General features: G+C 71.4%; 10 protein-coding genes. 7 read left to right on the forward strand and 3 right to left on the reverse strand.

Translation table 11 applies throughout. From position 1 onward, the window contains the following. Window positions 1–36: 36 nt before the first annotated feature. Entirely contained in the window at window positions 37–4,566 is a 4,530-nt protein-coding gene (gene gltB / locus AB0F91_RS27745; RefSeq protein WP_360601982.1) for a glutamate synthase large subunit, read from the forward strand. Then, entirely contained in the window at window positions 4,559–6,010 is a 1,452-nt protein-coding gene (locus AB0F91_RS27750) for a glutamate synthase subunit beta (protein WP_360601984.1), read from the forward strand. The genes gltB and AB0F91_RS27750 overlap by 8 nt, the downstream gene beginning before the upstream one ends. Window positions 6,011–6,171: 161 nt before the next feature. Here the strand turns inward: AB0F91_RS27750 and AB0F91_RS27755 are convergent, their stop codons facing one another. Then, a complete protein-coding gene (locus AB0F91_RS27755; protein WP_360601986.1) occupies window positions 6,172–7,080 on the reverse strand; it encodes an ROK family protein in 909 nt (302 codons plus the stop codon). A 213-nt stretch (window positions 7,081–7,293) separates the two neighbouring features. Between AB0F91_RS27755 and AB0F91_RS27760 the strand changes: the two genes are divergently transcribed. The 5 genes from AB0F91_RS27760 (at window position 7,294) to AB0F91_RS27780 (ending at window position 11,039) form a co-directional block, all read left to right on the forward strand. Further along, window positions 7,294–7,509, forward strand: coding sequence for a CbtB-domain containing protein (locus AB0F91_RS27760; protein ID WP_360601988.1), 216 nt, complete (start codon window positions 7,294–7,296; stop codon window positions 7,507–7,509). Between the two features lie 15 nt (window positions 7,510–7,524). Then, window positions 7,525–8,310, forward strand: coding sequence for a CbtA family protein (locus tag AB0F91_RS27765; protein WP_360601990.1), 786 nt, complete (start codon window positions 7,525–7,527; stop codon window positions 8,308–8,310). A 215-nt stretch (window positions 8,311–8,525) separates the two neighbouring features. Beyond that, on the forward strand, window positions 8,526–9,626 hold the full coding sequence (locus tag AB0F91_RS27770; RefSeq protein ID WP_360601992.1) for a histidine kinase: 1,101 nt from the start codon (window positions 8,526–8,528) through the stop codon (window positions 9,624–9,626). Window positions 9,627–9,644: 18 nt separating this feature from the next. Beyond that, on the forward strand, window positions 9,645–10,286 hold the full coding sequence (locus AB0F91_RS27775) for a response regulator transcription factor (protein ID WP_360601994.1): 642 nt from the start codon (window positions 9,645–9,647) through the stop codon (window positions 10,284–10,286). Between the two features lie 81 nt (window positions 10,287–10,367). Then, on the forward strand, window positions 10,368–11,039 hold the full coding sequence (locus tag AB0F91_RS27780) for a DUF4190 domain-containing protein (RefSeq protein ID WP_360601996.1): 672 nt from the start codon (window positions 10,368–10,370) through the stop codon (window positions 11,037–11,039). A 4-nt stretch (window positions 11,040–11,043) separates the two neighbouring features. On the opposite strand, the gene AB0F91_RS27785 is transcribed toward AB0F91_RS27780, so the two are convergent. Further along, the gene (locus tag AB0F91_RS27785) at window positions 11,044–12,525 is read right to left on the reverse strand and encodes a cobyric acid synthase (RefSeq protein WP_360601998.1); all 1,482 of its coding nucleotides are present in this window, start codon (window positions 12,523–12,525) and stop codon (window positions 11,044–11,046) included. Continuing rightward, window positions 12,522–13,460 (reverse strand): cobalamin biosynthesis protein, encoded by a 939-nt coding sequence (locus AB0F91_RS27790; protein WP_360602000.1) that lies wholly within the window; start codon window positions 13,458–13,460, stop codon window positions 12,522–12,524. The genes AB0F91_RS27785 and AB0F91_RS27790 overlap by 4 nt, the downstream gene beginning before the upstream one ends. Between the last annotated feature and the right edge of the window lie 22 nt (window positions 13,461–13,482).

Below are 13,482 nucleotides of genomic sequence, written 5' to 3' on the forward strand. Positions count from 1 at the left end.
TACCGGTCGCGCCAACGCCTTGGGAGGCGGCCAGCCGTGACCCACCGTTCCACTGCCGGTTCCACCGGTTTGTACGACCCCGCGTATGAGCACGACGCCTGCGGAGTCGCCTTCGTCGCCGATCTCGCCGGTCGCCGAGATCATCAGATCGTGGCGAAAGCCCTGGTCGCACTGCGGAACCTGGAGCATCGCGGGGCGCGCGGCGCTGAACCCGACACCGGCGACGGCGCCGGACTGCTGATCCAGGTACCCGACGCGTTCTTCCGTGAGGTCGTGGACTTCCCGCTGCCCGAAGAGGGCGCGTACGCCGTCGGCACCGCGTTCCTGCCCCGCGACGAGAAGCGCCGCGGGCGCGCCATGACCACCATCGAGCGGATCGCCGCCGAGGAGGACATGCGCGTGGTCGGCTGGCGCGAGGTGCCCGTGGACACCGCGCACTGCGGCCCCACCGCCGCCGAGACGCGGCCGCACCTCACCCAGCTGTTCCTCGCCGGGCGCCGGCACAACCGCGACGGCCTCGGGCTGGAGCGGTCCGCCTTCTGCGTGCGCAAGCGCGCCGAACACGAGCTCGTGGACGACGAGGTGTACTTCCCGTCGCTGTCCTCGCGCACCATCGTCTACAAAGGAATGCTCACCGAGGACCAGGTCGAGCGGTTCTTCCTCGACCTGCAGGACGAGCGCGTGACGAGCGCCATCGGCCTCGTGCACTCCCGCTTCTCCACCAACACCTTCCCGTCGTGGCCGCTCGCGCACCCGTACCGCTACGTGGCGCACAACGGCGAGATCAACACCCTCAAGGGCAACCGCAACTGGATGGACGCCCGCGAGGCCCTGCTGGAGACGGACCTCATCCCCGGCGACCTCAAGCGCATCTACCCGGTCATCACCCGCGGCGCGAGCGACTCCGCCTCGTTCGACGAGGTGCTCGAACTGCTGCACCTCGGCGGCCGCTCGCTCCCGCACTCGATCCTCATGATGATTCCCGAGGCGTGGGAGAACCACCAGGAAATGGACCCCGCACGGCGGGCGTTCTACGAGTTCCACTCCACGCTCATGGAGCCGTGGGACGGACCGGCGCTGGTGGCGTTCACCGACGGCGCGCAGATCGGCGCGGTCCTCGACCGCAACGGCCTGCGTCCGGGCCGCTACTGGGTCACCGACGACGGCCTCGTCGTGCTCGCCTCCGAGGTCGGTGTGCTGGAACTGGACCAGTCGACGATCGTGCGCAAGGGCCGGCTGGAACCGGGCCGCATGTTCCTCGTGGACACGGTCGAGGGCCGGATCATCGAGGACGAGGAGATCAAGGGCCAGCTCGCCACCGCGCACCCGTACGACGAATGGGTGGAGAACGGCCTGCTGCGCCTGGAAGACCTGCCCGAACGCGACCGCGAGGTGCCGCTGCACGCCGCGCTCGTCCGGCGTCAGCAGTCCTTCGGCTACACCGAGGAAGAGCTCGAGACCATCCTCGAGCCGATGGCCCGCACCGGCGCGGAGCCGATCGGCTCGATGGGCAACGACTCCCCGCTCGCGCCGCTGTCGTCGCGCTCTCGGCCGTTGTTCGACTACTTCATCCAGCTCTTCGCGCAGGTGACGAACCCGCCGCTGGACGCCATCCGCGAGGAGCTCGTGACAGCGCTCGGCACGCAGGTCGGCGCCGAGCCGAACCTGCTCGCAGCCGACGCGGCGTCGTGCCGGCGCATCGTGCTGCCGTTCCCGGTGCTGGACAACGACCAGCTCGCCAAGCTCGTGCACGTCAACGACGACGGCAACCTGCCCGAGTTCCAGGCCGTCACGGTGCTCGGCCGCTACAACGTCCACGGCGGCGGCGAGGCGCTCGTGCAGCGGCTCGACGAGATCCGTTCCGAGGTGTCGGAGGCCATCGAGGACGGCGCCCGGCTGATCGTGCTGTCCGACCGCGGCGTCGACGAGAACCACGCGGCCATCCCGTCGCTGCTGCTGACCGGTGCCGTGCACCACCACCTCGTGCGGGAGAAGACGCGCACGCAGGTCGGCCTCATCGTCGAGGCCGGTGACGCGCGCGAGGTGCACCACATCGCGCTGCTCGTCGGGTATGGCGCGGCCGCGGTCAACCCCTACCTCGCGATGGCGACGGTCGAGGAGATGGCCCACCAGGGCCTGATCCCGGGCGTCACGGCGAAGCAGGCGACTGCGAACCTGATCAAGGCGCTCGGCAAGGGCGTGCGCAAGACGATGTCCAAGATGGGCGTCTCGACGGTCGCGTCCTACACCGGTGCGCAGATCTTCGAGGCCGTCGGCTTGGGCGCCGAGATCGTCGACACGTGCTTCACCGCCACGACCTCACGGCTCGGTGGCGTCGGGTTCGACACGATCGCCGACGAGGTCGAGCAGCGCCACCGCCGCGCGTTCCCGGCCGACGGCGTCCGCGCGACCCACCGCGAGCTGGAGACCGGCGCGGACTACCAGTGGCGCCGCGAAGGCGAGCCGCACCTGTTCAACCCGCAGACGGTGTTCAAGCTGCAGCACTCCACGCGCAGCGGGAAGTACGAGGTCTTCAAGGAGTACACGAAGGCCGTCAACGACCAGTCCGAGAAGCTGCAGACACTGCGCGGACTGTTCGACTTCAAGACCGGCGAGCGCCCGCCCGTGCCGATCGAGGAGGTCGAACCGGTCTCTGAGATCGTGAAGCGCTTCGCGACCGGCGCCATCTCCTACGGCTCGATCTCGATGGAGATGCACCAGACGCTGGCGATCGCGATGAACCGGCTCGGCGGCAAGTCCAACACGGGCGAGGGCGGCGAGGACGCCGAGCGGCTCTACGACCCCGAGCGCCGTTCCGCGGTGAAGCAGGTCGCTTCGGGCCGGTTCGGCGTGACGAGCGAGTACCTCGTGAACGCCGACGACATCCAGATCAAGATGGCGCAGGGCGCGAAGCCCGGCGAGGGTGGCCAGCTGCCCGGCGCGAAGGTGTACCCGTGGATCGCGAAAACGCGGTACTCGACACCGGGTGTCGGCCTCATTTCGCCGCCACCGCACCACGACATCTACTCGATCGAGGACCTCGCCCAGCTGATCCACGACCTCAAGAACGCCAACCCGGCCGCGCGCATCCACGTGAAGCTCGTGTCGGAGGTCGGCGTCGGCACGGTCGCGGCGGGCGTGTCGAAGGCGCACGCCGACGTGGTGCTCATCTCGGGCCACGACGGCGGCACGGGTGCCTCGCCGCTGTCGTCGATCAAGCACGCGGGCGGTCCGTGGGAGCTGGGCCTGGCCGAGACGCAGCAGACGCTGCTGGCCAACCGGCTGCGCGACCGCATCGTGGTGCAGACCGACGGTCAGCTCAAAACCGGCCGCGACGTCGTGATCGCCGCGCTGCTCGGTGCCGAGGAGTTCGGCTTCGCGACCGCTCCCCTGGTGGTTTCGGGCTGCATCATGATGCGCGTGTGCCACCTCGACACGTGCCCGGTCGGCGTCGCGACGCAGAACCCGAAGCTGCGCGAGAAGTTCAGCGGCAAGGCCGAGTACGTGGTGAACTTCTTCGAGTTCATCGCCCAGGAGGTGCGGGAGTACCTGGCGGAGCTGGGTTTCCGGTCCATCGCCGAGGCCGTGGGCCACGCCGAGGTGCTCGACAAGCGCAAGGCCGTGGACCACTGGAAGGCGGCCGGGCTCGACCTGTCGCCGATCTTCCACGTGCCGGAGCTGGCCCCGCGCGCGGCGCGCCACCAGACCGTGAAGCAGGACCACGGGCTCGACAAGGCGCTGGACAACACGCTGATCCAGCTCGCCGAGGGCGCGCTTTCCTCGGGTGACAAGGTGCGGCTGGAGCTGCCGGTGCGCAACGTCAACCGCACCGTCGGCACGATGCTGGGCTCGGAGCTCACGAAGAAGTGGGGCGGCGAGGGCCTGCCGGACGACACGATCGACGTGACGTTCACCGGTACGGCCGGCCAGTCGTTCGGCGCGTTCGTGCCGAAGGGCATCACGCTGCGGCTCATCGGCGACGGCAACGACTACGTCGGCAAGGGCCTCTCGGGCGGACGGCTGATCGTGCGGCCGCCGAAGGAGGTCTCGTTCGCGGCCGAGGAGCACATCATCGCCGGCAACGTGATCGCCTACGGTGCCACGAGCGGCGAGATCTTCATCCGCGGCAAGGTCGGCGAACGGTTCTGCGTGCGCAACTCGGGCGCGCTGGCCGTCGTCGAGGGCGTGGGCGACCACGGCGGCGAGTACATGACGGGCGGGCGCATGGTGGTGCTCGGCGCCATCGGGCGCAACTTCGCGGCCGGTATGTCCGGCGGCATCGCCTACGTGCTCGACCTGCCGGCGCACCGCGTGAACCCGGAGATGGTCGACATCGACCCGCTCGACGCCGACGACACCGACTTCCTGCGCGAGACCGTGGAGAAGCACTACAACGAAACGGAGTCCGCGGTGGCGCGCGAGCTGCTCGCCGACTGGGACTCCGCCGTCGACCGGTTCGGCAAGGTCATGCCGAAGGACTACAAGCGCGTGCTCGCCGCTCAGGTTCAGGCCGAGCGCGACGGGCGGGACGTGAACGAGGCGATCATGGAGGCCGCACATGGCTGACCCCAAGGGCTTTCTGACCACCACCCGGGAAGAACCAAAGCGTCGTCCGGTCGATCTGCGGCTGATGGACTGGCGCGAGGTCTACGAGGACTTCGCGTCGACCAAGCTGGAGAAGCAGGCCGGGCGGTGCATGGACTGCGGCATCCCGTTCTGCCACCAGGGCTGTCCGCTCGGGAACCTGATTCCCGAGTGGAACACACTGGTGTGGCGGGAAGACTGGCGCGAGGCGGCCGAACGGCTGCACGCGACCAACAACTTCCCGGAGTTCACCGGCACGCTGTGCCCGGCGCCGTGCGAGACCGCGTGTGTGCTCGGCATCAACGACGACCCGGTGACGATCAAGCGCGTCGAGATCTCCATCATCGACCGGGCCTTCGCCGAAGGCTGGGTCACGCCGCAGGTCCCGGTGGCGAAGACGGGCAAGAAGGTCGCCGTCGTCGGCTCCGGGCCGTCCGGGCTGGCCGCGGCGCAGCAGCTCACGCGAGCGGGCCACAGCGTGGTGGTCTACGAGCGGGCCGACAAGATCGGCGGGCTGCTGCGCTTCGGCATCCCCGAGTTCAAGATGGAGAAGTTCCGCCTCGACCGCCGGCTCGACCAGATGCGGGCCGAGGGCACCGAGTTCCGGACGTCGGTGAACGTCGGCGTGGACGTGACCGTCGAGGAGCTGCGCTCGAACCACGACGCGGTGGTGCTCGCCGGCGGCGCGACCGCGTGGCGCGACCTGCCGATCGACGGCCGCGAGCACGACGGGATCCTCCAGGCGATGGAGTTCCTGCCGCCGGCCAACCGCGTCGCGTCGGGTGACCTCGACGCGGTGCCGTACTCCGCCGAGGGCCTCGACGTCGTGGTCATCGGCGGCGGCGACACGGGCGCGGACTGCGTCGGCACGGCGCACCGCCAGGGCGCGCGTTCCGTTACGCAGCTGGAAATCATGCCGCGGCCGCCGGAGTCCCGTTCGGACGCCCACCCGTGGCCGACGTACCCGATGATCTACCGGGTGACCTCCGCCCACGAGGAGGGCGGCGAACGCCTGTACTCCGTGAACACGCAGGAGTTCCTGGCCGACGCCGACGGTCGCGTCCGCGCGCTGCGCCTGGTGGAGGTGCGCAACGAGGGCGGCAAGTTCGTGCCCGTCGAGGGCACCGAGACCGAGCTGCCCGCGCAGCTCGTGCTGCTGGCGATGGGCTTCGTCGGCCCGCAGCGCTCAGGTCTGCTGGAGGACCTCGGCGTCGACCTCGACCAGCGCGGCAACGTCGCGCGCGACAAGGACTTCCGCACGAGCGTCGACAACGTCTTCGTCGCCGGCGACATGGGCCGCGGCCAGTCGCTGATCGTGTGGGCCATCGCGGAGGGCCGCTCGTGCGCCGCGGGCGTCGACGCCTTCCTCACCGGCCGGGACTTCCTCCCGGCCCCGATCGCGCCGACGGACCGGCCGATCGCCTGACCCCGTGGTGGGCGCACCAGCGTTGCTGCGCCCACCACGACCCTCCCGGGCTGCAGGCGGGTGCGGCAACGGCGCCGCACCCGCCCGTTTTCGTGCGAGGGCCTGCGCGGCAGCGGCGGCGCCGAAGACCCCGCCGCCGTGCGGCTGCACGTTACGAGCCGTCAGCGGTCGTGCAGCAGGTCCAGCGCCAGCAGACCGGCACCCAGCCGCCCGGCTTCGTCGCCCAGCGAAGCCACCCGAAGTTCCGGCATCCGCTGAAAAGTCAGCGCCGAAGCCAAGTAGTCCCGCACCGGATCGAGCACGTAGTCGGCTGCGGTGAACAACCCGCCGCCCAGCACGATCACCTCCGGCGCGAGCAACGTCAGCAGCGTCCGCAAGCCGTGGCCGAGTCCGTCGAGCGCGTCGGAGACGACGGCGACCGCGGCTTCGTCGCCGTGGCGCGCGGCGTCGACCACGGGTTGCGCGCCGTCGGCCGGGCGGCCGGTCCGTTCGGTGTAGCGGCGCGCGATGGCCGACGCCGACGAGATCGCCTCGAGACAGCCCGTGGCCCCGCAGCCGCAGACAATGCGGTGGCCCACGTCGATGTGGCCGACTTCGCCGGCCAGCCCGTGGGCCCGGTAGAGGCGCCCGTCCAGCAGCAACGCGGCCGCGATCCCCGTGCCCACGGCGATGAACGCCGCGTCGGTGCAGCCCTTCCCCGCGCCCACGCGGAACTCCGCCAGCCCACCGGCGCTCACGTCGTGGCCGAACGCCACCGGCAGCCCCAGCCGGTTCTCCAGCAGGTCGCCGAACGGCACGTCACGCCAGTCGAGGTTGGCCGAGAACCGAGCGACGCGCGCCTCCTCGTCGACGATGCCCGGCACCACGACGCCGACCGCACCCGGCGAACCCGTGCCGGCCTGCTCCGCGAGCGAAGAAACCACGTCGGCCACCTGCTCGGCCAGCGCCGTGCCGTCCGCGCTCCTCGCCGTGGGCACCCGGGTCGTCGCGAGCGCGTTCAGTTCCGCGTCGAGCAGGGCCGCCTTCACGGTCGTGCCGCCCACGTCCAATGCCGCCACCAATTCAGCCATACCGCGATTCTCACATCGGGCACCTCACATCGATGTGACATTGACTGCCGGTAGCACAGGGACCTACGCTCGGTCAGCCAGACGACGAGTTCCGGAACGCGGTGAGAATCCGCGCGGTCGCGCCACTGTGACTCTTCGAGCACCTTCGAGGGGAAGCCAGACCCGGACCGTCGTGCCGCTCCCGATGAGGCCGCGAAAGCCCGAGGAGGCACAGTGACCACCCCCGCAGCACCCGCCGTCGCCACACCGATCCCCGTCCGGATTCCCGTGCGCCAGATCGTTCCGTGGGCCGTGCTGGTGGGCCTGCTCGCCCTCATCGCCCTCTACTTCGTGAGCACCGAACAGGGCGCCGCCGCGGTGTTCGCCAACATGTACGTGCACGAATTCGTGCACGACGGCCGGCACTTGCTCGCGTTCCCCTGCCACTGAGGCGGGCGAACCACCGTGATGAGGTCCTTGCTGGTCCGCGGCATGCTCGCGGGCCTGATCGCCGGCGTGCTCGCGTTCGTCTTCGCCTACCTGTTCGGCGAGCCGTCGGTCAACAGCGCCATCGGCTTCGAGGAGGCCGGCTCCGCCGAGCACTCCCACACCCACGACCCGGCCGCCGGGCAGGCGCAAGACCCGGGTGACGAGGCACAACAGCCCGAAGCAGAGCTCGTGCCGCGTGACATCCAGAGCACCGTCGGCCTGCTGACCGGCGTGCTCGTCTACGGCGTCGCCATCGGCGGGCTGTTCTCGCTGGCCTTCGCGTTCGTCCACGGCCGCATCGGATCGCTGCGCCCCCGGGTGACCACGGCTCTGCTGACCGCGGGCGCGTTCGGCGTGGTGTTCTTCGTGCCGTTCCTCAAGTACCCGGCCAATCCGCCCGCGGTGGGTCAGCCGGGCACGATCGGGGCACGAACCGAGCTGTACTTCGGGTTCGTCGCCGTCTCCCTCCTCGCGGGCATCCTCGCCACCGTGTTCGGCCGCAAGCTCGCCGACCGCCTCGGCGCGTGGCGCGGCGGCCTGCTGGCCTGCGCCGGTTACCTCGTGGTGATGGCCGTGGTCGCGTGGCTGATGCCGGTGATCGACGAGGTGCCGCCGACGTTCCCGGCGTCCACGCTGTGGAGCTTCCGCACCGCGTCGGTCGGCACGCAGGTGACGCTGTGGCTGACGCTCGGCCTGTTCTTCGGTTTCTTCGCGGAAAGGGTCCTGAAGCCCTCCCAGAAGGCCACCGCGCCAGCCGTCTGAGTCACCAGTCCAGGTCGCCGGTCATCTCACTCCTTCCAGCCGTTCGCCCGCACTGAGCGCGCAGGCAGCCGCGGGATCAGCCGTGGCTGCGGTCACGGTGGCGGCGGCCGGCCGCGGTTTTCCGGTCGTTTTCGCCACGGGGCCAACCTTGCCGAGCCCGCCGTCGTTCGCGCATCGGCCGGGCAGCTCGATCGGACTAACCGGAAAGTCGTACGGTGATCACCGTGCGACTGCTGCTGCTCGACGCCTGCCTGGCAATCGCGGTCGCGGGCGCGCTCGTGCTGGAGACGCTCAACGGCGTGACCCGGCCCCCGCTGTGGCAGCTGACGATCGTGGCCGTGCTCGTGCTGTTGCTGCTGCGGCGCCGGTTCCCGCTGGTCACGCTGCTGGCGATGGCGGTGCTGGCCTGGTTCGCGCCGACGGCGCAGCTCGCCATGGTCTTCACGCTCTACACGGTCGCCGCGCATCGGGGGCCGAAGTGGCCGACGGCGGTCGCCGTGGGCGCGGACCTGGTGCTGGCGTTCGCCACCTACCGGCCCGGCGACCTCCAAGACTGGGAGGTCGTCGGCTTCGTCCTGGCCCTGACGCTGCTCCTGCCGCTGCTCGCGGGTCTGTGGATGCACCAGCGCGCCGTGCTGGTCGACGCCCTGCACGACCGCGCCGACCAGGCCGAACGCACACGTGACCTGCTCGCCGAACGCGCCGTGACGGCCGAGCGCCGGCGGATCGCGCGCGAGATGCACGACGTGGTGGCCCACCGTGTGAGCATCGTCGCGCTGCAAGCGGGCGCGTTGTCGGTGCGCGCACCCGACGAGGAGACCGCCCGGCTCGCCGAGGTGATCCGCGAGTCGAGCGCCGCCGCGCTCACCGAGCTGCGCGACATCCTGGGGGTGCTGCGCGAGGAGGAGAACGAACCGAAGGCGCTGCCGAGCCCGACGCTCGACGGCGTCGCGCAGCTGGCCGGCGACCTCGCCGCTGCGGGCGCGAACGTCGACACCGAGGTGCCCGAGCCCCTGCCGCAGGTGCCGGAGAAGGTGGGCCGGGCGGCCTACCGGATCGTGCAGGAAGCGCTGACCAACGCGGCGAAACACGCGCCGGGCGCACCGATCCGCGTCCGGCTGTCGCTCGACAGCGGCAAGCTCGTGGTCGAGGTGGCCAACGCGCTCGGCGCGTCGGCGGGCCTGCCCGGCGCGGGGTACGGCGTGATCGGTATGCGTGAGCGCGTGACGCTGGCCGGCGGCGTGCTGCGCGTCGGTCCCGACGGTTCGGGTGACTACGTGGTGCGCGCGGTGTTCCCGCTCGCCGCCGACGCGTGAGATGAGGAGGACGCTGCGGTGATCAAGGTCGTGCTGCTCGACGACGAGGTGCTCGTGCGCAGCGGCATCCGGATGATCCTCGAGTCGGACCCGGAGATCCGCGTGGTCGCGGAGGCGGGCGACGGCACCGGCGTCGCCGAGCTCGTCGCGCGGCATCGGCCCGACGTCGTGCTCACCGACATCCAGATGCCCGGTGCCGACGGCCTCGAGGTGACCCGTGTGGTCACGGCGCTGCCCGAGGCGCCGGCGGTGGTCGTGCTGACCACGTTCGACCTCGACGAGTACGTGCACACCGCGCTGCGCCGCGGCGCCACCGGGTTCCTGCTCAAGGACACGCCGCCGCGCGACCTGGTCAGCGCCCTGCACGTGGTGCGCCGCGGCGAGGCGATGCTGTCACCGACCGTCACGCGGCGGCTGCTCGGCGAGTTCGCGTCCGGGGGCGCCACCGAGACCGCGAAGGCGCGGCTGGCGGCGCTGACCTCCCGCGAACGCGAGGTCGCGGTGGCCGTGGCCGAGGGCTCGAGCAACGCGGTGATCGCCGCCAAACTCGGCGTCAGCCAGGCCACCGTGAAGGTCCACCTGGGCCGCATCATGTCCAAAGTGGAAGCCTCCAACCGGACGCAGGTGGCCATCCTGGTGCACGACGCTGGTCTTGCCTGAATTGTTGTCGCGCAAGCGGTATCGCACCGGTTAGGATCTTCGTCGGGTCGGGGGATTCCACGAAGAATTCAGGGGACCCGTATGTCCGAATCTGTCCTGCCGCCCAAGCCGACGGGGCCGAGCTACCAGGACGCGCCGCTGCCGCCACCGCCGCCGCGCGCGGCCGGCAAGACCAACGGCTTCGCCATCGCCTCGCTGGTGCTGGCGTTCCTGCCGATCAGCGTGCTGCTGAGCGTGATTTTCGGTGTCCTCGCGCTGAGCCAGACCCGGCCCACCGGCCAGCGTGGCCGTGGGCTGGCGATCGCGGGGCTCTGCGTCAGCGGGGCGTGGCTGCTCCTCATCGCGATCGCCGTCGCGATCGGTGGCTTCGCGCCCGCCAGCGACGATGTCGCCGTCGGGGGCGACAGCGTCTTCGCGGCGCAGAAAGGCCAGTGCTTCACCACCTACGACGAACTGACCAGCAACATCGCCAAGGTCCCGTGCGACGAGCCGCACCACTCCGAGATCTACGGGCTGGTCGCGCTGCCGGGTGGGGACACGGACGCCTACCCCGGCGACTCGACGCTGTCGGCGCAGGCCCGTGACTACTGCGAGGCCGAGCAGCGGAACTTCTTCGCGACCACCACGCCGCCTTCGGACCTGGTCATGGCCGTGTACTACCCGGATGAAGGGTCGTGGCAGCACCGCCGGCGCTCGGCGGTCTGCACCTTCGAGTCCGAGAACGGCGCGCTGACGGCCCCGGTGGTGCACTAGCGGATCACGGCGCGCCGGGCGGAACGAACGGCAACCCGGCCGGCGCACCGTTTTCCAGCAGCTCCAGCAGTTTCTCTGTGTCCACTTCGGCCTCGATGGCGTCGGCCAGGCGCTCCAGCATGCCCTCGCGCAGCGAGGCGAACCCCGGCGCGCCCTCGGCCGGCGCCCAGTCGACGCCGGCCTGAGCCGCCACCTCCGTCAGCCAGGCACGGCGGAAGCCGTCGTTCTCGAAAGCGCCGTGCCACGTCGTGCCCCACACCGAGCCGACGCGGTGACCGTCCAGAAAGGACTCCGCGTCGGCGCTCGACGCGGTGCCGTGGTGGATTTCGTAGGCCTCGACCCGGTGGCCGCGCCACTGGCCGGTCGGGCGACCGAGCACCTTCTCCCCCGCGAACGTCACTTCGGTGGGCAGGAGGCCGAGCCCGTCGACCGTGCCGGCGCGCGACTCGACGTCGTCGTGGATGGTGGCGGCGAGCATCTGGTAGCCGCCGCAGATACCGAGCACGGGACGGCCGGCGGCGGCTCGGGCGGTCACCGCGTCGGCGAGGCCACGCTCGCGCAGCCAGCGCAGGTCGTCCACGGTGGCGCGGGAACCGGGCAGCACCACGAGATCCGCGGCGGCGACCGGGTCCGGGTCGGCGGTGAGGCTCACCGTCACGCCGGGTTCGGCGGCCAGCGCGTCGACGTCAGTGGCGTTCGAGGCGCGCGGGAAGCGCACCACGGCCACCCGCAACCCACCGCCGCTCGGGGCCTCGCGGCGCCAGCCCGCGGCGGCCAGCGCGTCTTCGGAGTCGATCCACACGCGGTCGAGCCACGGCAGCACCCCGAGCACGGGCCGGCCGGTCACGTCTTCGAGGCTCTTCAGTCCCGGGCGCAGCAGGCCGACGTCGCCGCGGAACTTGTTGACCACCCAGCCCGCGACCAGCGCCTGGTCCTCCGGTGACAGCAGCGCGAGCGTGCCGAACATCGCCGCCAGCACGCCGCCGCGGTCGATGTCGCCGACCACGAGCACCGGCAGCGAGAACCGCCGCGCCAAACCCATGTTCACGTAGTCGCCGCCGCGCAGGTTGATCTCCGCGGGGCTGCCCGCACCCTCGCACACGACCACGTCGAAGCGGAAGCTCAGGTCTTCGAAAGCGCCGAACGCGATCTCCGCCAGCCCCGCGCGGCCGGTCGCGTACTCGCCGGCTTCCAATGTGCCGAACGGTTTCCCCAACGCGATCACGTGGCTGCGCCGGTCGCTGCCCGGCTTGAGCAGCACGGGGTTCATCGCCGCTTCGGGCTCGACGCGCGCGGCGCGGGCCTGCAGCCACTGCGCACGGCCGATTTCGGCACCGTCGGCGCAGACCATCGAGTTGTTCGACATGTTCTGCGACTTGAACGGCGCCACCCGCACACCGCGGCGCGCGAGCCAGCGGCAGAGTCCGGCCGTGACCAGGCTCTTCCCCGCGTCGGACGTCGTGCCGGCGACCAGCAGCCCGTTCATCGCGCCACCGCCACCGCCGCTGCCACCAGGGCCGCGGCCGCGCCGGCCACGCGCGACAACCGCACCGCGCGGCGCAGGTCGACGGGCTGCGGCGCGCGGCCGTCACCGAGCGTGCCGCGGGCCTCGATCTCGCCGCCGTAACTGTTGGTGCCACCGAGGCGCAGGCTGAGCGCGCCGGCGAACGCCGCTTCGACCTGGCCGGCGTTGGGGCTCGGGTGGTGGGAGCCGTAGCGCCGCCACGCGCGCAGCGACGCCCGGACCCGCCCGCCGGCGAGCGGCGCGGACAAAGCGGTGAGCACGGCGCCGGCCCGTGCCGGGACGAGGTTGACGACGTCGTCGAGCCGCGCCGCCGCCCAGCCGAAGTTGCGGTGGCGCGACGAGCGGTAACCGACCATCGCGTCGAGGGTGTTGAGCGCGCGGTAGCCGAGCAGGCCGGGGATGCCGGCGACGGCGCCCCACAGCAGCGGCGCGACCACGGCGTCGGACGTGTTCTCCGCGATCGACTCGGTGGCCGCGCGCGTGAGCTCCGCGGAATCGAGCTCCGACGCGTCGCGCGCGCAGAGGTGCGAGAGGCGGGCGCGAGCGGCGAGGACGTCGCCGGCGTCGAGCAGCCGCGCCATCTCGCGGCCCTCCGCGGCGAGCCCGCGACCACCGAGCACCACCCACGTCGCGGCGGCGGTGAGGGCGAAGCGCGCGAAGGGGCGTCGGCGCGTGCTCAGCTGAGCAGCCACGCCCAGGCCCGTCGCCGCTCCCGCGCAGACCGCCGCGTACGCCGCTCCGCGCGGCTTCGAGTCGGCCCACCAGCGGCGTTCCAGCGCACCGGCCCAGCTGCCGAACACCGCGACCGGGTGCCCGCGGCGGGGGTCACCGAAGAGTGAGTCGGCCGCGTATCCGGTGATCAGGCCGGCCGCTGTGACGGCTTGTCGGAGTGGCACGTGGCGAACGGTAGCGCGTGCA

The sequence above is a fragment of the Amycolatopsis sp. NPDC023774 genome (assembly GCF_040639695.1).
Classification (GTDB): domain Bacteria; phylum Actinomycetota; class Actinomycetes; order Mycobacteriales; family Pseudonocardiaceae; genus Amycolatopsis.